This is a genomic window from Gabonibacter massiliensis (assembly GCA_001487125.1).
Taxonomy (GTDB): Bacteria; Bacteroidota; Bacteroidia; order Bacteroidales; family Marinifilaceae; genus Gabonibacter; species Gabonibacter massiliensis.
In genome coordinates, this window is record LN913013.1 from 259,806 (window position 1) to 279,617 (window position 19,812).

The 19,812-nt window shown below is 44.2% G+C and carries 21 protein-coding genes and 1 other RNA gene; 17 read left to right on the top strand and 5 right to left on the bottom strand.

Annotated features, from left to right (window positions below):
- Positions 1–58: 58 nt before the first annotated feature.
- The 7 genes from aroC (at position 59) to BN3283_RS05300 (ending at position 6,331) form a co-directional block, all read left to right on the top strand.
- The gene (gene aroC, locus BN3283_RS05270; protein ID WP_059025946.1) at positions 59–1,147 is read left to right on the top strand and encodes a chorismate synthase; all 1,089 of its coding nucleotides are present in this window, start codon (positions 59–61) and stop codon (positions 1,145–1,147) included.
- Positions 1,148–1,203: 56 nt separating this feature from the next.
- A complete protein-coding gene (locus BN3283_RS05275) occupies positions 1,204–1,491 on the top strand; it encodes a hypothetical protein (RefSeq protein ID WP_041503915.1) in 288 nt (95 codons plus the stop codon).
- Positions 1,492–1,577: 86 nt separating this feature from the next.
- Positions 1,578–2,288, top strand: coding sequence for a M48 family metallopeptidase (locus BN3283_RS05280; RefSeq protein WP_059025947.1), 711 nt, complete (start codon positions 1,578–1,580; stop codon positions 2,286–2,288).
- A gap of 6 nt (positions 2,289–2,294) precedes the next feature.
- Positions 2,295–3,314 carry a 3-dehydroquinate synthase gene (gene aroB / locus BN3283_RS05285; RefSeq protein WP_059025949.1) on the top strand — a complete coding sequence of 340 codons (1,020 nt, stop codon included), beginning with the start codon at positions 2,295–2,297 and terminating at the stop codon, positions 3,312–3,314.
- A 4-nt stretch (positions 3,315–3,318) separates the two neighbouring features.
- A complete protein-coding gene (locus BN3283_RS05290; protein ID WP_059025951.1) occupies positions 3,319–4,611 on the top strand; it encodes a shikimate kinase in 1,293 nt (430 codons plus the stop codon).
- Entirely contained in the window at positions 4,586–5,839 is a 1,254-nt protein-coding gene (gene aroA, locus BN3283_RS05295; RefSeq protein WP_059025953.1) for a 3-phosphoshikimate 1-carboxyvinyltransferase, read from the top strand. The genes BN3283_RS05290 and aroA overlap by 26 nt, the downstream gene beginning before the upstream one ends.
- Before the next feature lie 183 nt (positions 5,840–6,022).
- The gene (locus BN3283_RS05300; protein WP_059025955.1) at positions 6,023–6,331 is read left to right on the top strand and encodes a hypothetical protein; all 309 of its coding nucleotides are present in this window, start codon (positions 6,023–6,025) and stop codon (positions 6,329–6,331) included.
- Between the two features lie 78 nt (positions 6,332–6,409).
- On the opposite strand, the gene BN3283_RS05305 is transcribed toward BN3283_RS05300, so the two are convergent.
- Complete coding sequence (locus BN3283_RS05305) at positions 6,410–6,946, bottom strand: hypothetical protein (RefSeq protein WP_059025956.1); 537 nt, start codon at positions 6,944–6,946, stop codon at positions 6,410–6,412.
- 237 nt (positions 6,947–7,183) lie between these two features.
- Here BN3283_RS05305 and BN3283_RS05310 point away from each other — a divergent pair, with 237 nt between their 5' ends.
- From BN3283_RS05310 to BN3283_RS05330, 5 genes are all read left to right on the top strand, one after another.
- Complete coding sequence (locus BN3283_RS05310; RefSeq protein ID WP_059025958.1) at positions 7,184–7,735, top strand: NUDIX domain-containing protein; 552 nt, start codon at positions 7,184–7,186, stop codon at positions 7,733–7,735.
- 6 nt (positions 7,736–7,741) lie between these two features.
- Positions 7,742–8,245, top strand: coding sequence for an O-acetyl-ADP-ribose deacetylase (locus tag BN3283_RS05315; RefSeq protein ID WP_041503907.1), 504 nt, complete (start codon positions 7,742–7,744; stop codon positions 8,243–8,245).
- Positions 8,246–8,451: 206 nt separating this feature from the next.
- Positions 8,452–9,534: an Mrp/NBP35 family ATP-binding protein gene (locus tag BN3283_RS05320; RefSeq protein ID WP_041503906.1), complete on the top strand. Its 1,083-nt coding sequence runs from the start codon at positions 8,452–8,454 to the stop codon at positions 9,532–9,534.
- A 62-nt stretch (positions 9,535–9,596) separates the two neighbouring features.
- Positions 9,597–10,016, top strand: coding sequence for a tRNA (adenosine(37)-N6)-threonylcarbamoyltransferase complex ATPase subunit type 1 TsaE (tsaE, locus tag BN3283_RS05325; protein ID WP_059027178.1), 420 nt, complete (start codon positions 9,597–9,599; stop codon positions 10,014–10,016).
- 19 nt (positions 10,017–10,035) lie between these two features.
- Positions 10,036–11,256: an alanine dehydrogenase gene (locus tag BN3283_RS05330; protein ID WP_059025961.1), complete on the top strand. Its 1,221-nt coding sequence runs from the start codon at positions 10,036–10,038 to the stop codon at positions 11,254–11,256.
- Between the two features lie 195 nt (positions 11,257–11,451).
- On the opposite strand, the gene BN3283_RS05335 is transcribed toward BN3283_RS05330, so the two are convergent.
- From BN3283_RS05335 to BN3283_RS05345, 3 genes are all read right to left on the bottom strand, one after another.
- Complete coding sequence (locus BN3283_RS05335; RefSeq protein ID WP_059025963.1) at positions 11,452–11,940, bottom strand: D-glycero-alpha-D-manno-heptose-1,7-bisphosphate 7-phosphatase; 489 nt, start codon at positions 11,938–11,940, stop codon at positions 11,452–11,454.
- A gap of 18 nt (positions 11,941–11,958) precedes the next feature.
- On the bottom strand, positions 11,959–12,969 hold the full coding sequence (gene holA / locus BN3283_RS05340; protein ID WP_059025964.1) for a DNA polymerase III subunit delta: 1,011 nt from the start codon (positions 12,967–12,969) through the stop codon (positions 11,959–11,961).
- 103 nt (positions 12,970–13,072) lie between these two features.
- Positions 13,073–13,657, bottom strand: coding sequence for a DUF4294 domain-containing protein (locus tag BN3283_RS05345; RefSeq protein ID WP_059025966.1), 585 nt, complete (start codon positions 13,655–13,657; stop codon positions 13,073–13,075).
- Positions 13,658–13,728: 71 nt separating this feature from the next.
- Here BN3283_RS05345 and BN3283_RS05350 point away from each other — a divergent pair, with 71 nt between their 5' ends.
- The 5 genes from BN3283_RS05350 (at position 13,729) to BN3283_RS05365 (ending at position 18,002) form a co-directional block, all read left to right on the top strand.
- Complete coding sequence (locus tag BN3283_RS05350) at positions 13,729–14,319, top strand: YqgE/AlgH family protein (RefSeq protein ID WP_041503897.1); 591 nt, start codon at positions 13,729–13,731, stop codon at positions 14,317–14,319.
- Between the two features lie 49 nt (positions 14,320–14,368).
- Positions 14,369–14,715: RNase P RNA component class A (rnpB, locus tag BN3283_RS14160), an RNA gene on the top strand.
- A 102-nt stretch (positions 14,716–14,817) separates the two neighbouring features.
- Positions 14,818–16,026, top strand: coding sequence for an L-serine ammonia-lyase (locus BN3283_RS05355; protein ID WP_059025968.1), 1,209 nt, complete (start codon positions 14,818–14,820; stop codon positions 16,024–16,026).
- 86 nt (positions 16,027–16,112) lie between these two features.
- Entirely contained in the window at positions 16,113–16,700 is a 588-nt protein-coding gene (locus tag BN3283_RS05360) for a bifunctional nuclease family protein (RefSeq protein WP_041503895.1), read from the top strand.
- Between the two features lie 15 nt (positions 16,701–16,715).
- Entirely contained in the window at positions 16,716–18,002 is a 1,287-nt protein-coding gene (locus BN3283_RS05365) for a glucose-6-phosphate isomerase (protein WP_059025970.1), read from the top strand.
- Positions 18,003–18,143: 141 nt separating this feature from the next.
- On the opposite strand, the gene hcp is transcribed toward BN3283_RS05365, so the two are convergent.
- Positions 18,144–19,796, bottom strand: coding sequence for a hydroxylamine reductase (hcp, locus tag BN3283_RS05370; RefSeq protein ID WP_059025972.1), 1,653 nt, complete (start codon positions 19,794–19,796; stop codon positions 18,144–18,146).
- Positions 19,797–19,812: the final 16 nt, after the last annotated feature.

Here is a 19,812-nt window from a genome sequence, read left to right on the forward strand (position 1 = left end):
AGGGAGAATTGGAAACGATTCTCTCTTTTTTTATATTTGAGACCTTAAAACAAATCGTATGGCTGGGAATACAATCGGTAAATTATACACGTTGACTTCCTTCGGGGAGTCTCACGGAAAAGCGATAGGCGGTGTGGTGGACGGATGTCCTGCCGGAGTGCGTCTGTCTGTCGAGGCAATACAACAAGAGTTGGATCGTCGTCGGCCCGGTCAATCGGACCTGACGACAGGACGGAACGAACGGGATCGGTTAGAGATCCTTTCGGGGATTTGGGAAGGGGTCACGACGGGGATGCCTATCGGCTTTTTAGTTCGTAACGAGGACCAGAGAAGTGAGGATTATGAGGCGTTAAGAGAGGTGTACCGGCCTTCTCACTCCGATTATACCTGGTTGAAAAAATATGGTGTACGGGATTACCGGGGAGGAGGAAGGGCTTCGGCCCGAGAGCATATAGCCCGGGTGGTCGGGGGTGCTATTGCCCGGCAAGTGCTGGCGTTACAGGGGATCTCCATACAGGGGTATACCTCTCGGATCGGTACGGTATGTGTGGAACAGAATTACCGGGAGTTGGATTTGAACCGGGTGATGGAGAGTGCGGTGGGGTGTCCCGATCCTGATGTGTCGGAAAAGATGATTCGGCAAATCCGGGAGGTGAAGCGGGTAAAAGACTCTGTCGGAGGTATCGTATCTTGCGTGGTACGCGGGGTGCCGGTGGGGGTGGGAGAACCGGTTTTCGATCGTTTGCAGGCTCGCTTGGCTTACTATATGTTGAGTATAAATGCGGCGAAAGGATTTGAATACGGAGAGGGATTTAGGGCGGCATCTTTCAGGGGAAGCGAGCATAATGATTTTTTCCGGAAGATAGACGGTGCGGTTCGCACGAAAACAAATCATGCGGGTGGTATTTTAGGGGGTGTTTCAAACGGAGAAGATATCTATTTTAATGTGGCTTTTAAGCCTGCGGCTACAATTGGAATGAGGCAAGACACGGTTAACACGCGGGGAGAAAATACGGTAATAGAGGCAAATGGAAGGCATGATCCTTGTGTAGTTCCCCGGGCGATTCCTGTGGTTGAAGCCATGGCTGCGATGGCGGTGCTGGATTTGATGTTGGAAGGCCATTTGTTGATTAATTTTGAAAAATAGTTTGTAAGAGACGGATTCGTTTCGTACTTTTGATTCAAATTTAAATACATATTGTTATGGCAAGTATAAGAAGATTAAAGAAAGATGTCGATTATTTGACTTTTGCAGTTATCGAAGATTGTATGAATTACAATGCCGTGACCGATGAACACGAGGCAGAAGTTGTTGATATAATACAATCGGTTATCGATTATCGGAATCAAATGAGAAATAAAATCAATACCCGGGAGAAATTTGCGGGTAAGAAAGAGAAGCACGCCTATTTTAAAGGGCTTGCTATCGATTTGTTGAAAACGGTAGACGGACATTTTACCCGTTTGAGTGAAACGATTCGAAAGGGGTAAGCAATAAAAAATACATAAACGTGGACGGTTCTCTATGGCGGATTCTCCGCGACAGAGAATCGTTTTCGTGTATATGAAGGGGGAGGATGAAAGATGAAATAGAGATACCCGGAATCGGGAAAGTCAAAGTGAGACGGGGTTTGCATATTAAGATATTATCCATAAAGATGGCTCCGGGAAGAGGGGTGTGGGTTAATGTTCCTTATGGGGTGAGTGAAAGGAAGGCCAAGGACTTTGTCGTATCCCAGCAAGAATGGATAAAAGAACAATTTTCGAGATTGAAAGTATATGAGAAGGATACGGGAGTCGGCTTAGGAATAAATACGGAGATAAGAACTAAGTTTCATATCTTGAAAGTACGTTCTTGTAGCGAAAGCGTGCCTTCTTACCGGATAGATGGCGATGAGATCCATCTATTTGTTCCGGTTCAGACACCTTATGAGCGGATTGCTCCTTATATCGAAAATTTTCTAATCGAAGTATATAGGTTGGAAAGTCGTAGGTATTTGCCCGACAGGGTACGGGAATTGGCCGATCGTTACGGTTTTAAATACGGTAAACTTTCGTTTCGGAACAATATTTCGAACTGGGGAAGCTGTTCTGGAGAAGACAATATCAGTCTTAATATCAAGTTGATGAAACTACCGGACGTGTTGATTGATTATGTTATTTTGCACGAGTTATGCCATACGATAGAGAAGAATCATTCGGACAGGTTTTGGGCTTTGGTAAAACGGGTCTGTCCTGACTATGGCGAATCGAGGAAACAATTACGAAAATACAATACCAGAATATAATTTAGTATGACAGGTATAATATTCATACAGGACTCCCGAATCGTTATCGGAGAACAAATAGTACATTTACGAAAGTATTTACCTCCGGGGCAGAAGGTAATTGTGATTACTGAAGAGTCCGTTTATTCTATTTATCAAAATATTTTACGGGATTATGAAGTGATCCGGATTAGAGGGGGAGAGGTACATAAAAGCTGGGAGACTATAGATAGAATTACCGGAGAGTTGATACGTCTGGAAGCGGATCGAAATACCTTTATCGTGGGATTCGGTGGAGGAATTGTCTGTGATATTACCGGTTTTGTGGCCTCTATCTATATGAGGGGATGTCGTTTCGGTTTTGTGCCCACCACTTTGCTTGCACAGGTGGATGCGAGTGTGGGAGGAAAGAACGGGGTAAATTATCACGGTTATAAAAATATACTCGGTGTCTTTAACCAGCCTGAATTTGTTATCTGCGATCCTGAGGTTTTGGATACTTTGGACGATAGGGAATACGCGGCTGGTTTTTCAGAGATCGTAAAAGCTGCCATGATTGCCGATGCCGGATTATTTTGCTATATGGAAGAACATGTGAAACCGGCATGGCAAAAGGACCGGGCTTGTCTGGAAGTTTTGGTGAAGGCGGCGGTGAACATTAAGGCTTCGATTGTCGAACGAGATATGAAAGAAGGGGGTGTCCGTCGTCTGTTGAACTTAGGACATACTTTTGCACATGCTTTGGAGAAAAACGGTATTCCTCTTCACGGGGAGGCAGTCAGTATCGGATTGTGTATGGCGTCTCGGCTGTCTGTTTGTAAAGGGTATATGTCAGAAGAAGAAGCCGAGCGGGTGAGACGTTTATTGGAACTTTTTCATTTGCCAATTCGAACTTCGATAGCGGTTTCTCAATTGCTGAATGCCATGCGTAAAGATAAAAAGAGGGATAAAGAGCATATCCATTTGATTCTGCCTATCGGGATAGGACAATGCAAGGAGGAGTTTGTCTCTTTTGCCGAATTGGAAAGTTTGATAGCTCAATTGTAGTACTATGTTTTATTTTGCTGTAACGGGAAGTCCTATTTTACACAGTAAAAGTCCGGAAGTATTTTATGCCGCTTTTGCTGGAAGAAGTGATTTGGCCTATTTCCGGATGGTGGCGGCTTCTGCCGGGGAGGCTATGCGGTTATTTCGGGAATTGGGATTGTCGGGAATGAATATAACCGCCCCTTTTAAAGCTGTAGAAAATTGGGGAGACGCCTCTCAAACGGAGACGGTAAGGATACTTCAGGCTGGAAATACTTTGTGGCGACAGGGTGAGGGATGTGTATTGGCAAATACGGATGTGGATGGAGTGGGCGGGGCTATTGAAGCTCAGGGTATGGATATTGCCGGAGAGAAGTGTTTGGTGATAGGTGCCGGAGGTGCCGGAAGGGCTGCTGCTTATGCTTTACGCGTAAAGGGTGGAGCCGTGGTTATAGCGAATCGAACCTTGGAGAAAGCGAAGGGGGTCGCGGAGATTGTGGGGTGCCGGTATTGCGGATTAGAGGAGTTATCCGGAGAAATGTCGGATGCGAAAATTATAGTGAACACTTTATATGCGGGAATAGAAGTGATAAAGGAGGAGTGGTTACAAGAGGGGCAGGTCGTGTTGGATGCCGTTTATCAGGGTTCTTATTTGAAAAATCTTTCGTTTAAAAGAGGGGTTACTTATATCGACGGACGTTCTTGGTTGTTGTATCAGGGAATTCCGGCCTATCGGCGTTTTGTCGGTACTGATCCGGATATTGACGGAATGAAAAAAGCGTTGGAAAGCAATAGAAAGAAACCCCTGCATATCTCTTTGGTCGGTTTTATGGGAGTAGGGAAAACAACGATAGCTCCTCTGATTTCCGGTCGATTGAATCTTCCTTATGTGGACGTGGACCAAGAGATAGAGAGGCGGAGCGGTTTGGCGATACCATCATTAATAAAGCGATATGGGGAGATCCGTTTTAGAGAGATAGAATCCGAAGTGTTGATTGAATTGTTGAAAAGGGAGGAAGCTACTGTTATTTCTTGTGGCGGAGGAGCGGTGTTGTGTCCGGAGAACAGATTGCGTTTACGGGAACTCAGTTGGGTTATATGGCTTTACGCCCGGCCTGAAATTTGTGTCGGAAGGATTGAGGTACCGACTCGCCCTTTGCTGGCCCGGTATGCTGATCCGGTAAGGGCGGCCGGTGAGTTGTTTGAATCCCGTAAGTCAGATTATGCGCGGGTTGCGGACCTGTTGATATCTACAAATGACCGGAATGTAGAAGAGGTAAGTGAGATTATATATGGAGAAATTAGTAAAGTGTATTGAGGTAAACGGAGAGATAGCGGTGCCTGCTTCCAAGAGTATCGCGCAACGGGCAATTATTGCTGCCATATTGGCCGAAGAGAGCACCTATCTCTGTGATGTTTCGTTGTGCGATGATACGAAGAGGGCCATTGACGTGGCGAAGACATGGGGTGCAGAGGTAAGGGAGATGGGGGCAGATTACCTGATTATCCCGGGAGCAGGAGGCAAGAGGGAGGGTGTATTGACTTTGTTTTGCGGGGAGTCCGGATTATTAACCCGAATGATTGTCCCTGTAGCTGCTTTATTGGACCGGGAGGTGGTAATCATGGGAAGCGGTTCTGTCTTGAAGCGGCCGATGCAGATGTTGGTTTCTCCTTTAAGGGAGTTGGGGGTAAATATACGCACTTGCGCGGGCGGATTACCGATTACTCTTTGCGGTCCTTTACGGGGGGGTGAATGTCGTTTGGACGGAAGCATAAGTTCCCAAATAATCACGGGATTTTTGATGGCGTTGCCTTTGGCGGAAAGAGACAGTATCTTATACGTGGAGAATTTGAAAAGCAAGCCCTATATCGATATGACTTTAAGTGTGCTTGAGGCTTTCGGGATAGAGATCGAACGGGAAGGTTACCGTTGTTTTAAGATACGGGGAAGGCAAGCATATCATTCCTGTATTTTTCCTGTGGAAGGGGATTGGAGTGGTGCTTCCTGTTTTTTGGTGGCTGGAGCTTTAGCCGGTAAGGTGAAGATTACCAATTTGAATATCAATTCGACACAGGCCGATCGTCAAATATTGGAGGTGTTGCGTCAGGTAGGAGCGGAGGTCCTCGTCGAACCCGGAGAAAAATGGGATAGCGTGACGGTTTCCCACAAAGAGTTGCGGCCTTTCGAATGCGAAGCCACGGATAGTCCGGATCTATTTCCTGCTTTAGTCGCCTTGGCTTCCGGATGTACGGGGACGAGTCGAATACGAGGGGCTCATCGATTGGTATACAAAGAGAGTAATCGTATCGAGAGTTTACAGGAAGAATTTGCCAAAATGGGCATTCGAATCGAAGTCGACGATGATACGATGTTGGTTACCGGAGGAGTAATCAAGGGGGGAGAAGTATCTTCCCGAAAGGATCATCGCGTGGCTATGGCTTTGGCAACGGCAGCCTTACGAAGTTCCGCACCTGTGATTATTGCCGAGGCAGAAGTCGTATCCAAATCTTATCCTACATTCTGGTCTGATTTTCTGAAATTGTAATGTTTTAGATTAAAACATTGCGTTGTATTGTAAATGTTGTTATATTGCGTCTAATGTTTATCTATAGATTAGACGCAATGAAGATGTATCATTTTTTTAAAGTGTATTTTTGTTGCATTTTTATTTCTCAATAGTTGTGTTTTAAATGATGAGGTAGTAGTTTCAAAATCGTTTTATCCTGCAATGTATAAAGATTCAGTTTTTTTAGTATTTGAAGGAGATTTGATGGATCGTCGTACGATATGGGACAATGTAGCTATTTACCTTAAAGCATTATTACGGCTTGAAAGGCATCTAAAGATAGAAAATAACCGTTTTAAATGGGAAGTAAAGGAGGGAGCGGAATTAAGAATGACGCAAAATATATTCGAATATGTTACGGATAGATGGGAAGAGTATAATGACCTCTTGGAGACGGGACGTTATGAGATCGAACGGGAAAAGATGAGTGATCCGTATTATGTGGTTCCAAAGAGTATTTACATAACGTGAGAAAAAGCATATACTCCTTTCTTTAAGAAAGCCTCCCGGGAGTAGTGTTGGACTTCGGGAGGCTTTTGTCATTTTCGGTTATTTTTTTACCAGATTGTAAGAGGCATGAGCCTGTTGCGTCTGGGAAAGAGCATTTTGTAAATTCGGTTCCTGCGTCAATAGGACTACGAACTGCAGAATACTCATGTATGATTTGTCGGTTAGATTTAGTTCGAAATGGGAGGTATAGAAGTCGACGGCGCCCTTGATCTCAAAGGTAACGGTGGGAGAGGCGGCAGCCGTAATCGTCAGTGTGTCTTTTTCGAATGTATAAGGCAATTTCATCGGGAGTTCCACGTCTCCGAAAGTGGCGACCAGCTTAACGGTATCATCGACGAATGTTATTTCGGAGCCCTGTTCGAAGAATGTATAATTGTTGAATACGGTTTCTAATTGCTCCTTGGTCATGGTAGCATTTTCGACCGGGGTAGCAATAGCCACGGCCTGATCTATATTCCAGCTGCCTTGGAGTAAATCCTTTCGTTCGTTTTTATCATCATCGCTACAAGCGGCTAACCATAAGGATAGTACAATAACAGAACAGGTTAAAAACAGTAGTGTTTCAATCTTTTTCATAATGTGAATTTTAAAATTAAACCTTGATTGACAGAGTAGTATACGAACGGGAGATAAAATGTTTGAAAAAAAGAGTATAATTAAATTGAAAATATATGAAATTGTATCGTTCTGATGCGTGTGTTCGTATCGGAAGGCGGTTTTTTACCGGAAAGAGTTTGCTAATATGAGATTCGATAATTTGTTTATTGGCAAAATTGATTGCTATTTTGCAAGAGAAAGTTAAAAGGCTGAGTTATGGAAGAAGCATATTGTTATCGGTATCCTCGTCCGGCAGTAACGACGGATTGTGTGGTTTTTGGATTTGACGGAGAAAAACTGAACGTATTGCTGATACGGCGGGGCAATGAACCCTTTAAAGGAGCCTGGGCTTTTCCCGGGGGATTTTTAAACATGGATGAAACGGCGGAGACCGGAGCTTTGCGTGAATTGGAGGAGGAGACGGGAATGAAGGGGATTTTTGTAGAACAATTCCATACATTTTCCGCCGTGGAACGGGATCCGAGGGGAAGGACCGTCACCATTGCTTTTTATGCTTTGGTCGATCCAGAAGAATACAGGGTAGAGGGAAATGATGATGCGGCGGAGGCCCGTTGGTATCCGGTTGACGATATGCCGCTTCTGGCTTTCGATCATCGGCAAGTATTCGAAGAAGCGTGTAGGTCGTTGGCGTTGAAAATATATATGCAGATGCGGGGATTAGAGCAAAAAGACGACGGTTTGGCTCATTTTGAGCTGGACCGGATATTCGAGATACTTCCGCAAGAATATAGATTGTATTTAAAATAGGAATTTATGGAGCGATTGGAAATAGTTAAAGCCGATATCACGACTTTGAACGTGGATGCCATCGTGAATGCGGCAAATCGTACCCTGTTAGGAGGGGGCGGGGTGGATGGTGCTATCCACCGGGCTGCCGGGAAAGAGTTACTCGAAGAGTGCCGGACGTTGGGCGGTTGTCCGACGGGAGAGGCGAAAATAACCGGAGGTTATCGTTTGAAAGCTCGTCATGTTATCCATACGGTAGGACCGATATACGCGGACGGAAATCACGGGGAGCCGGAGTTGCTGGCAGCCTGTTACCGTAACAGTCTGAAGGTCGCCGAAGAGAACTGTTTGAAGACGATCGCATTCCCCTCTATCAGTACGGGGGCTTACGGTTATCCGATAGAACGGGCAGCCCCGATCGCTCTTCGGGAGATCCGGGCTTTTTTAAGTATGCACCCGGATTTTAAAAAAGTATACGTGGTTTGTTTTAGCCTTTCGGATTACGAACTTTACCGGAAGCTTTTGTCATAGTTTGTTTCACCGGATGGAGAGTTGTATCCGGCAAGCGATAAGAATGAGGAATCCGGATATGAGGTTAAATCTGTTGTATGATCTCTAAATTATATTGTTTAATATGACTTTTTCGTATGACGGGTGATTTTGTGGATAGAAAATGCCGGAAAATGGTTTTATTCCTGTAATTTTGTAGAATACAATTTATATAAACTGATGATGATATGCAAGAAATAGTAAAAGGAATACGGGATGTATTAGCAGAGATCAAATATCCCGGGACATCGAAAAATATCGTTGGTCTGGATATGGTACAAAATATGAAGGCGGATGGAGATCGGGTAAGTTTCCGGTTAGTATTTCAGAAATCAAATGATCCGTTTATCAACGCTATAAAAAATAAATGCGAGCAGTTGCTGAAAGAGAAGTTAGGATATAATACCGTCGATATAGAGAGTGTTTTCATGCATGATTTGGAAAAACCTCTCTCGTTGGAAAAGGTTAAACATATTATAGCCGTTTCGTCGGGCAAGGGAGGGGTCGGTAAATCGACCGTGGCTACCAACATGGCCGTTGCTTTAGCTAAATTGGGATATAAGGTGGGTTTGGTGGATGCTGATATTTTCGGCCCTTCTGTTCCTAAAATGTTCGGGTGTGAGGAGGCTCGCCCCTATATGGTAGAGGTCGGGGGAAAAGAGTTGATAGAGCCGGTTGAGAAGTACGGGGTTAAGTTACTGTCTATCGGATTTTTTGTTGATCCCGATGCGGCGACGGTATGGCGAGGTCCGATGGCCTCCAATGCATTGAAACAGATGGTAGAAGAGGGGCATTGGGACGAGTTGGATTTCATGTTGATTGACCTTCCGCCGGGAACGAGCGATATCCATTTGACCTTGGTACAGACGGTGGCTTTAAGCGGTGCCATTGTAGTAAGTACTCCTCAACAAGTGGCATTGGCCGATGCCGTGAAAGGTATCAATATGTTCGAATCTCCCGGAATTGCTGTTCCCGTGTTAGGAATCGTGGAGAATATGTCTTGGTTTACTCCGGCGGAACTGCCAGATAATAAATATTATATTTTCGGAAAGGAAGGGGCTAAATTTTTGGCTGAAAAGAAGGGGTTGCGTTTGTTGGGACAAATACCTATCGTGATGAGTATCATGGAGGGTGGAGAGAGTGGTGTTCCGGTTGCGGCAGATGAAAATACGATTACCGGAGAGGCGTTTCTTGATTTGGCTCGTCAGGTGGTTGAGTCCGTGGAAGAGGTCAATCTTACGGCTAAAAGAGTCCGCGTTACGAAAGGATGAATTTTATCCATAAGGGACATTCGAAATTTATTTGTAGGATGTCCCTTGTAAAAATGAAAAATATGCGTTGGATAATAAACGGGTTGGAGGATTTAAATCGGGTTGCTGCTGAATTTTTAGAGAGAGTAGGGGACCGTACGTTGTTTGCCTTATATGGTCCCATGGGAGTAGGTAAAACGACTTTTGTAAAAGCTGTTGCCGCCTGTTTGGGAGTGGAAGATGATGTGACCTCGCCTACTTTTGCTATCGTGAATGAATATATTACGGCGGATGAGAAACGGGTGTATCATTTCGATTTTTATCGGGTTAAAAATACGACAGAGGCAATGGATTTTGGCTATGAAGAGTATTTTTATAGTGGAAACCTTTGTTTTATCGAATGGCCGGAAATGATCGAGCCGCTTTTACCTGAAGATGCGGTAATTTGTCGTTTTTCGGAGTTGCCGGACGGACGCCGGGAATTGGCTGTAGAAGGAATGTAATAAACAAATATAACGTACTATGGATAACTCTGGTAAATTGTCCGGGGCCACGATTGATAGGGAGTGGTTCGTATTTCAGGAAAAAGAGGTGTTTCAGGAGTGGAAGCGGCAGAAATTTGCGATAGGCCTGCCTAATGAAACGGATCGGGATGAAAATCGGATTTGTTTGACTCCGGAGTCTGCCGGGATACTGATAGATGCGGGTCATGCGGTTATCGTGCAAAGAGGGGCGGGTTTTCAGGCAAATTATACGGATCGGGAGTATGCGGATGTGGGGGCTCGTGTTGTCGAGACGCCGGAAGAAGTATATGTTGCCGATATCATTATGAAATCAACACCTGTAAGTCCGAAAGATGCTGAATATATGCGGGAGCGTCAGGTCATTATGTCTCCCTTGAAGCTCTTTGAACTGCGGAGAGATGCGATCATTGAGATGATGCATAAGAAAGTGACGGCCATCGGCTTCGATATTCTGAAAGACGAGGACGGATTTTATCCGGTGGTACGTATCATGAGCGAAATTTGTGGTGGTGCGGCGATCCTGATTGCCAGCGAATATCTGAGTAATTCCCGGAACGGAAAAGGAATTTTTTTAGGCGGAATTACCGGAATCACACCTACGGAAATTGTTATTTTAGGGGCGGGTACCTTAGGTGAATATGCAGCTCGTACGGCTTTGTCATTAGGTGCTGTCGTGAAAGTTTTCGACCATTCGTTGGAACGGTTGCGTCGGTTAAACGCCTGTTTGGGACAACGGGTATTTACTTCCGTTTTCCATAAACCCGTGTTGGATAGAGCTTTGTTGTCCGCGGATGTTGTCATCGGAGCTTTGCGTTATTTTGATGACGATCAAGGTGTTTCTGTTACCGAGGAGCAGGTGAAACTGATGAAACGGGGAGCCGTTATTGTGGATATGTCTATTGATCACGGGGGGTGTTTCGAAACTTCCGGGCCGACGACACACGAAAAACCGGTTTACGTGTATAACGGAGTCATTCATTATTGTGTTCCCAACGTGGCTTCACGGGTAGCCCGGACAGCGTCTATCGCTTATAGTAATATATTTACTCCTTTGATGGAAAAGATCTCTTGTAACGGAGGTTTTCGCAATGCAATAAAAACGGATGCGGGGCTCCGGCACGGCGTATATATATATAATGGCCTGTTGACGCGTAAAATCATTGCCGATAAATTCGGCTTAATATCAAGAGATATTGATTTGTTATTGGCTGCTTTTTGATTTCTATCTTTTTTGAGATGATACAAATATTTACACACCGAAAAACACTCCATTTGCAGAAAAGGGGTTAGATGTATCATATCCGGGTGTTCCGGTTTACCAAGGTCGAGAAAAACTACCGTCGATTGTCGGTAACCGAATATTGATTTGCAAGAAATAGGACGGACGTATACAAATCCGCCCTATTTTTAAATTTTAACCTAAGATTGCATCTACGACGGGTGTGATGTCGCTATTTTTAGGTATCTTAATTCCCCGGATTCCGGCAGCCTCGGCAGCTTCGATATCCCTTGTTCCGTCCCCGATCAAATACGAGGCCGATTTGTCGATATCAAATTCTTCTATGGCCTTTTCAATCATATAAGGCGAAGGTTTCCGGCATTTGCATATCGAAACGCTGTCGTGGTGGGGGCAGTAATAGATTTTATCAATGCGGGCTCCTGCTTTTGCCAGTTCCGAGCACATGTATTCGTGGAGTAGCTCTACCTCTCTCTCCGAGTATTCTCCTTTGGCCACTCCTCCCTGGTTAGTTACTACAATGATTAAATAGCCTGCCTCGTTCAGGCGTCTGATTCCTTTTACCACTCCCGGGTTAAAGATAAAATCTTCTTTTTTGTATATATAATAATGGCCTTCATCCGAGTTAATGGTTCCATCCCGATCTAAAAATACGGCTTTATTCATGTTCTCTGAAATTAATGATCAATGCATAATTTTGAAAATCAGCTCTTTCAATAGTTCCCCATCTGAAATATTACTGTTCCCAACCCCTTTGGACTTCATGTCGTATTCCCGTAACCACGAAATGATGTTAGCGCATTTCATGGCGTTGTATTTTTTACTTCCCTCCGTGTAATCTTTCATAAAATAAGGATTGATACCGAGCAATCGAGCCATTTCCTGCTGGTTCGGGGTCGTTTTTTTCTGATAATGAAAGGTCAATAGATCCCTGAAGTATTTAAACAGTGTTGCTATGGTTAATACCAACGGATTGTTTTTGGGATTTGCCTCAAAATAATTGATAATACGATTCGCTTTTAAATGATCTTGCAGGATAATGGCATTGATCAGTTCAAAGGTATTGTATTCTTTACTGATCCCCGTATGTTCTTCCACCAGATTCTCTTTGATTTCTCCCCCTCCGGGCAGTAGCAGCATGAGTTTATCCAATTCGTTGGCGACTTTACTCAGGTCGTTCCCCAGGCTTTCGGCTAAAATTCCTGCTGCCTTCATGGTAATCATACATTTTTTTTCTTTACAGTAATTGATGATCCAATCCGGTATTTTGTTCTCGTATAGCCTGGCGGATTCGAAATAGACGCAATTTTTAGTATTTCCCAATTTCTTAAAAACTCCTTTTCGCTTATCCGGTTTTTTATTCTTGTATAAGAATACAAGTACGGTCGTTGCCTGAAAATGATCGATGTAAGGGAGGAGATTGTCAAAGTCCCGTATGTTTTGGGCTTCTTTTACGATGACAACCTGATGCGGCGACATCATGGGAAATCGCCTTGCGGTATCGGTGACCGTGGTCATCGAGACGTCATTTCCATAAAAAATGACTTGGTTGAATGCTTTCTCTTCTTCCGAAAGAACATGTTCTTCAACCCATTCGCTAATTTTATCCAAATAATAGGGTTCCTCGCCGCTTAAAAAATAGATTGGAGCGTAATTCCCTTTTTTCAAATCCGCTATGATGTCTTCGTATTTCATATTACAAAAGTAGTAATTTTTGGAATGAGGAGTCTATCTTTAAAAACTAAAAATAGGAGAGTAGGGATTGTTATTTTTATGATGTAAATATCAAGGGGTGCTTTTATTGATAGAGATCCTTTTCTATGCTCCTTACAATCTCTTCGATCTCCCGGTCTCTGCCGTTGGGCTCGTAATCCGCCTTCAGATTATGGCCGAACAGTAAAGCGATGGATTGCCAGAAATAAGCGTTTACACTACCTCTGTACTCTTTTATATGGTGGAATGAGGTATTTTGAGTTTCCCGATAGATTAAACGTATCAGTATTCGACCTTGCGTGACGGTAAGTTTCATCAAGGGCTGTTTAAAGGTTTTCATTAACTGTTTGTACTCTTCTTTTACTACTCTTTTTTTCTCTTTTTCGGAGTGGATGGTTTTTAGTTTTTGTTCTATTTTATTGATTTTCAGAGCAGCTATCTTGGCGTACGGAAGTGCTTTTCGTACGTTATGAACCATACGATTGTATTTTTGATGTTGCCTTTCGTAGTAATTGTGGTTTCTTTTTCTGACCTTTACGAGAACCTCGGGCAGTTGCACGTGGGGGAGTGTGTCGTTTTGGATGACGATAACAGGTAATACCTTGCTTTGTCCGGAAGTAAGGCTGTTCATAAATAAAGATAGCAGCAATATGAAGAATATTTTGTACATTGTATTATCTTTGCATAGATACATAGGTATACAAATTTAATGGTTATATTTGATTAATTAAAGCGAATATCGTGGAAGAACAATTTCAAGATCTGTTTAGGATACGACACAATAGTGATCGGGTGGAGATCGGAAAGGTTTTAATTGCAGAGCCTTTTTTGCAGGGAAACTATTTTAATCGTTCCGTGGTCTATATCGTTGAACACGATGAAACGGGAAGCGTGGGCTTTGTGTTGAATAAGCCGTTACCGTATACCACTTCCCAATTGGTAAAAGGTTTGGAAGGGATTGAGTTACCGGTGTACTTAGGTGGACCCGTGGAGCGAAATCAATTGTATTATATTCACCGGAAAAGCGGTTTGTCCGGAGCTTTGATGATAAGAGAGGGAGTCTATTGGGGAGGAAATTTTCGGCTGCTCACCGAGTGGTTGAAATCGGGGAAAATGACGTCGGGTGACGTGCGTTTTTTTGCCGGTTATAGCGGCTGGAACGGAAAACAACTGCAAGGGGAGTTGGAAGAAAACTCCTGGATGGTCGGGGACATAGAAACGGAGATTTTGTTTCAGTTGCCGAACCCTCAATTGTGGGAACAATCCATGGGAAGTTTGGGAGGGAGGTATAAGATTTGGGCTAATTTTCCGGAAGATCCTATTATGAACTGAACGTCGGGTGATAGAGCGAAATCGTCCGATGAATAAATAGAAAATGATAAAAGCAGGCCGTTCTATCGCTGTCCTGAAAAGGAGAGAGGAAAGTCCGGGCAACATAGGGCATCGTGCTTCCTAACGGGAAGATATCCGAAAGGATATAGTAATGTAACAGAAAAAAACCGTTCCCTCCGTGGAATAAGGGTGAAAAGGCGGGGTAAGAGCCCACCGGTATTCCGGGTAACCGGAGTAGCCGTACATCTCACGAGTTGCAAGACCATGTACACTAACGCTTAGGCCGGCCCGGCTGATGTTAGGGGGTAGGTCGCTTGAGCTGTGGAGAGATCTGCAGACTAGATAAATGATAGAAACCGCAAGGTACGGAACCCGGCTTACAGGCCTGCTTTTTTTATTGTAGATTAAGAAAGGATTACAGGAAACATTCGGAGAATCGTATCGATAGAAAGCATTGTAATCTGAAATTTAAAATCATAAATCTAAAATGGGTATAAGGTGAAATCAATTCGAGAAATATTCAGGATAGGGTATGGTCCCTCTTCCAGTCACACGATGGGGCCGGGACGTGCTGCCTTGTATTTTAAAGAGAAAAATCCGGAAGCGGATTTATACAGGGTAACTTTATATGGTAGCTTGGCTCTTACCGGACGCGGACATGGAACGGACAGTGCCATTCAACGAATGATCGATGATCCGGAAAAAACCGAGATTATTTGGGAGCCGGAGAAAACGCTTCCCCATCATCCGAACGGAATGCTGTTCGAGGCTTTCGTGTGTGGAGGGCTTACGGATTCATGGGAAGTGTATAGTGTGGGAGGGGGAGCCTTGTGGGATGAAAAGGGGACTTTTAAAGAAGAAGAGGTTTATCCGGATACTAAAATGACGGATATTTTGAACTGGTGTAAAGCGGAAGGTCGTTCTTTCGTGGAGTACGTGGAACTGCATGAGGGACCTGAAATATTCGATTATTTAGCGGAAGTGTGGGAGGTGATGATTGGGGCGATTCACAATGGGTTGGAGAATGAAGGTGTGTTGCCGGGAAATCTGCGGTTGGCGCGGAAAGCTTGTTCTTATCATATTCGGGCACAGCAATCGGCGGGAACTTTACGGCACATGGGGATGGTTTTTGCCGCTGCATTGGCTGTTGCGGAGGAGAATGCCGGCGGCGGGCGTATCGTGACGGCACCCACTTGCGGATCTGCCGGAGTCGTTCCTGCGGTTCTTTACTTTTTAAAGCATGATCAGAATATTAGTGACCGTCGGATCATTAAAGGGTTGGCGACGGCCGGATTAATCGGTAATATCGTAAAAACAAACGGTTCGATCTCGGGAGCGGAAGTCGGCTGCCAGGGCGAGTTGGGTACGGCTTGTGCCATGGCTGCGGGGGCGGCCGCGCAAATATTGGGCGGAACACCCATGCAAGTAGAGTATGCTGCAGAGATGGGATTTGAACATAACTTGGGATTGACTTGTGATCCGGTAGGGGGATACGTGCAGATTCCTTGTATAGAGCGGAATGCTTTTATTTCTCAAAAAGCCAGGGAGTGTGCTATTTACGCTTTGTTTTCCGACGGCCGTCATAAGGTCTCCTTCGACGATGTCGTGGAAACCATGATGCAAACCGGATGTGATATGCAAGCTAAATACCGGGAAACGAGTTTGGGAGGATTGGCTCGTATCTATCGGGCTCCCATACGGAAGTAAGTTTATTCGTTAAATTTGAAACTAAATCGGGTAATAGACGTTAGTTTGTCAGATACTATTGCGAAGTTTGAAATAATTTAGGCGATATGGATAGAGTAAGATTAAAAATATTAGGATTATCATATAGTATGTCTCAGTCAGGGGCTTACGCGTTAGTCCTTTCCGATCTAAATGATACGTATCGGATTCCGATCATCATTGGGATTTCCGAAGCTCAATCTATAGCGATACAATTGGAACATCTCCAGACGCAACGCCCGCTTACTCATGACTTGGTTAAACGGTTAACGGATGGGTTGAACGTAAGTTTGGAAGAGGTTTTTATTTATCGTTGGGAAGCCGGAATATTCTATTCGGAGTTACTTTTCAGACAAGAGGAAAAAGAGCTGCGTATTGATGCGCGTACTTCGGATGCCGTGGCCTTGGCTTTAAGATACGGTTGTCCGATATACACGACTCCCGAAGTGGTGGAAAAGACCTCTATCTCTGTTCCGGAGAAGGAGATGCAGGAGCAGGAGGTTAAAGCAAACGACCTGGAACCTGCGATCACAGAATCTAACCAGGAGCTGTCGGTTGAGGAGTTGACCCGTTTGATGGAAGAGGCTGTAAAAAATGAAGATTACGAAAATGCCTCTCGTTTCAGGGATATGCTAAAAGCGAAAAATTCAGATTAATTTAATATGCTTACTATGAATCGCATCGAATTTGATTACGCTAAAGTTTTGAATTTTGTAACGGAAAAGGAGATTGATGTTCAACGCCAGAAAGCAGTTTTATCCTTGGAAGGAGTGATGAAAGGTACTTGTAAAGGAAACGATTTTTTAGGCTGGCTTACTCTTCCGTCACAAATTTCAGATGACGAACTGAGAAAGATAAACGATTGTGTCAGAAATCTGAAATCACGTGCAGAAGTCATAGTCGTAATCGGAATAGGAGGATCTTATCTTGGTGCAAAGGCCGTTATCGAGGCTATGTCCGGGAGTTTTGACTGTTGCAAGCAGGTGGTTTTTGCCGGTCATAACTTGAGTGAAGATTATCTGTATGAACTTCAACGGTATTTGGCTGATAAGAGTTTTGGACTTTGTGTAATATCGAAGTCGGGAACGACGACGGAACCTGCTATTGCATTCCGTTTATTGAAAGAAATGTTGGAAAAACAGGTAGGACAGGAGGAAGCCCGTAAACGGGTCGTGGCGATTACGGATGAGAAAAAAGGTGCATTGAGAGTATTGGCAGATCGGGAAGGGTATGCTACTTTTGTTATTCCGGACAACGTGGGAGGCCGTTTTTCGGTACTTACACCGGTAGGTTTGTTGCCGATCGCTATGGCTGGATTTGATATCGAGGCTTTGGTTAAAGGAGCTGGCGATATGCAAAACTTCGCCTTGGGCGAGGGGCGTAAGATCGTGATGGATTACGCTTCCGTGAGGAATGCTCTCTACGAGAAGGGGTATACGACGGAGATAACGGTAAATTATAATCCTAAACTGCATTTCGTGGGAGAGTGGTGGAAGCAATTGTTCGGCGAGAGCGAGGGGAAGGAGCATAAAGGTATTTTTCCAACCAGCGTGGATTTTTCTACGGATCTTCACTCTATGGGACAATATATACAGGAGGGAAGGCGTAATTTGTTTGAAACCGTACTTTCCATTGAGAAAACGAAATACGAGGTACAAATACCCCGTGATGCGTCGGATTTGGATAAATTGAATTATTTGGCTGGTAAACGGGTGGATGAAGTGAATAAGATGGCCGAATTGGGAACCCGTTTGGCCCATGTCGACGGGGGGGTTCCTAATATGCAGATCAGGATTCCCGAGTTGACGGAATACTATTTGGGACAACTGTTTTATTTTTATGAACTGGCATGCGGTATATCTGGCGGGATTCTGGGAGTAAACACCTTCGATCAACCGGGGGTGGAAGCCTATAAGAATAATATGTTTGCTCTTTTGGGAAAACCGGGATACAAGTAGAATCTGTTTTTAAAAGATAGGAAACGAGATTCGTTTATGAATCTCGTTTTTATGTAATAGGATGATCCTGTCGGAAGGACTTGTTTCACCCGAATCTCGTGTTCGATTGGGGCTCGGAATAACCTTATGACCGAATCTGAATCAACTATATATCATATTCTCGATATCCTTATCTACCGTGGTAATCGAACCGATACCGAACGTATCGGTTAATGTCCGGGTAATCCGGGGGGATAGAAAGGCGGGCAGGGTGGGGCCTATATGGATTTTTTTTACCCCTAAACTAAGCAGGGCGAGTAAGACGATAACCGCTTTTTGTTCATACCAGGCGATGTTATAGACGATGGGTAATTCATTGATATCTTGAAGTTTGAAAATTTCTTTTAATTTTAAGGCGATAATCGCCAAAGAATAGCTGTCGTTACATTGTCCGGCATCGAGAACACGGGGAATACCGTTGATCTCTCCTAACTGTAATTTATTATAGCGGTATTTGGCGCATCCTGCCGTGAGGATGATCGTGTCTTTCGGTAGGGCTTGTGCAAATTCGGCGTAATAATTACGGTTCGACATCCTGCCGTCACAACCGGCCATAACGACAAATTTGCGGATGGAACCGTTTTTTACCGCTTCCACGATCTTGTCGGCTACCTGTAATACCTGATGATGCGCGAATCCTCCGGTGATAGTACCCTTTTCGATTTCCAGTGGTGCGGAACATGTCCGGGCTTTCCGTATAATTTCGGAAAAGTCTTTATGACCGTTCTCGTCGGTTTCGATGTGATTGCAGCCCGGATATCCTGATGCGTTCGTGGTAAACGTCCTCTCTTTGTAGGAGGCGGAAGCCAAAGGTGGCACGATGCAGTTGGTCGTGAAAAGGATAGGGCCGCGAAACGATTCAAACTCTTCTCGTTGACGCCACCAAGCGTTACCGTAATTTCCCGCGAAATGTTTGAATTTTTTAAATGCCGGATAATAATGTGCCGGTAGCATCTCTCCGTGGGTATAAATGTCTATTCCGCTTCCTTCTGTTTGTTCCAATAACTCTTCCATGTCTTTCAGGTCGTGTCCGCTGATTAAAATACCGGGATTTTTACGGACACCGAGATTCACTTCTGTTATTTCGGGATGGCCGAAACGTTCGGTGTTTGCCTTATCCAAAAGAGCCATTCCTTTTACCCCGAATTCTCCTGTTTGAATGACGAGAGCGGTTAGCATTTCTACGGGTAGTTTCCGGACAGTTATATCCGCGAGGGTTTCTTGAATGAAACGATGGATGGATTCATCATCGAATCCCAAACGTATGGTATGTGCTAAATAGGCGGCCATTCCTTTTATGCCGTAAATGATAAGTTCTTTCAAAGAACGGATATCCTCGTTTTTTTCATTCAGTATGCCGGCCTCTTTTTCCTTTAGGAAAAAAGTATCGGTAGTTCCTTCCCAGTAAACCTCTTCTATTTCGGGAAGATCGACTCTTTTTTCTATGGATAGCGATATTAACCGCCTTTTTATTTGTAGTCCCTTTTCGATTCGGTTGATGAGGCTTTGTCGATCGAAGTTGGCGTTGGTAATGGTAGAGAAAAGGGCGTCGATGACAAATTTATTTACCTGTTGATCTCCTTTTATTAGGTGTTTTCGTAGTTCGTTATGTACGATCGATATGCCTTTTACGACAAACAGCAGTAAATCCATCGTATTGGCGGTTTCACTATCTTTACCGCAAATTCCGCGAAGGGTACAACCCGTTCCGAGAGCCGTTTCCTGACATTGAAAACAAAACATTGAATTTTCCATGGTTTTAAGGTTTTAT

Coding starts and splice junctions, on each gene's coding strand:
- aroC (WP_059025946.1), top strand. CDS start 59: ATGGCTGGGAATACAATCGGTAAATTATACACGTTGACTTCCTTCGGG.
- BN3283_RS05275 (WP_041503915.1), top strand. CDS start 1,204: ATGGCAAGTATAAGAAGATTAAAGAAAGATGTCGATTATTTGACTTTT.
- BN3283_RS05280 (WP_059025947.1), top strand. CDS start 1,578: ATGAAAGATGAAATAGAGATACCCGGAATCGGGAAAGTCAAAGTGAGA.
- aroB (WP_059025949.1), top strand. CDS start 2,295: ATGACAGGTATAATATTCATACAGGACTCCCGAATCGTTATCGGAGAA.
- BN3283_RS05290 (WP_059025951.1), top strand. CDS start 3,319: ATGTTTTATTTTGCTGTAACGGGAAGTCCTATTTTACACAGTAAAAGT.
- aroA (WP_059025953.1), top strand. CDS start 4,586: ATGGAGAAATTAGTAAAGTGTATTGAGGTAAACGGAGAGATAGCGGTG.
- BN3283_RS05300 (WP_059025955.1), top strand. CDS start 6,023: ATGTATAAAGATTCAGTTTTTTTAGTATTTGAAGGAGATTTGATGGAT.
- BN3283_RS05305 (WP_059025956.1), bottom strand. CDS start 6,946: ATGAAAAAGATTGAAACACTACTGTTTTTAACCTGTTCTGTTATTGTA.
- BN3283_RS05310 (WP_059025958.1), top strand. CDS start 7,184: ATGGAAGAAGCATATTGTTATCGGTATCCTCGTCCGGCAGTAACGACG.
- BN3283_RS05315 (WP_041503907.1), top strand. CDS start 7,742: ATGGAGCGATTGGAAATAGTTAAAGCCGATATCACGACTTTGAACGTG.
- BN3283_RS05320 (WP_041503906.1), top strand. CDS start 8,452: ATGCAAGAAATAGTAAAAGGAATACGGGATGTATTAGCAGAGATCAAA.
- tsaE (WP_059027178.1), top strand. CDS start 9,597: ATGCGTTGGATAATAAACGGGTTGGAGGATTTAAATCGGGTTGCTGCT.
- BN3283_RS05330 (WP_059025961.1), top strand. CDS start 10,036: ATGGATAACTCTGGTAAATTGTCCGGGGCCACGATTGATAGGGAGTGG.
- BN3283_RS05335 (WP_059025963.1), bottom strand. CDS start 11,940: ATGAATAAAGCCGTATTTTTAGATCGGGATGGAACCATTAACTCGGAT.
- holA (WP_059025964.1), bottom strand. CDS start 12,969: ATGAAATACGAAGACATCATAGCGGATTTGAAAAAAGGGAATTACGCT.
- BN3283_RS05345 (WP_059025966.1), bottom strand. CDS start 13,657: ATGTACAAAATATTCTTCATATTGCTGCTATCTTTATTTATGAACAGC.
- BN3283_RS05360 (WP_041503895.1), top strand. CDS start 16,113: ATGGATAGAGTAAGATTAAAAATATTAGGATTATCATATAGTATGTCT.
- BN3283_RS05365 (WP_059025970.1), top strand. CDS start 16,716: ATGAATCGCATCGAATTTGATTACGCTAAAGTTTTGAATTTTGTAACG.
- hcp (WP_059025972.1), bottom strand. CDS start 19,796: ATGGAAAATTCAATGTTTTGTTTTCAATGTCAGGAAACGGCTCTCGGA.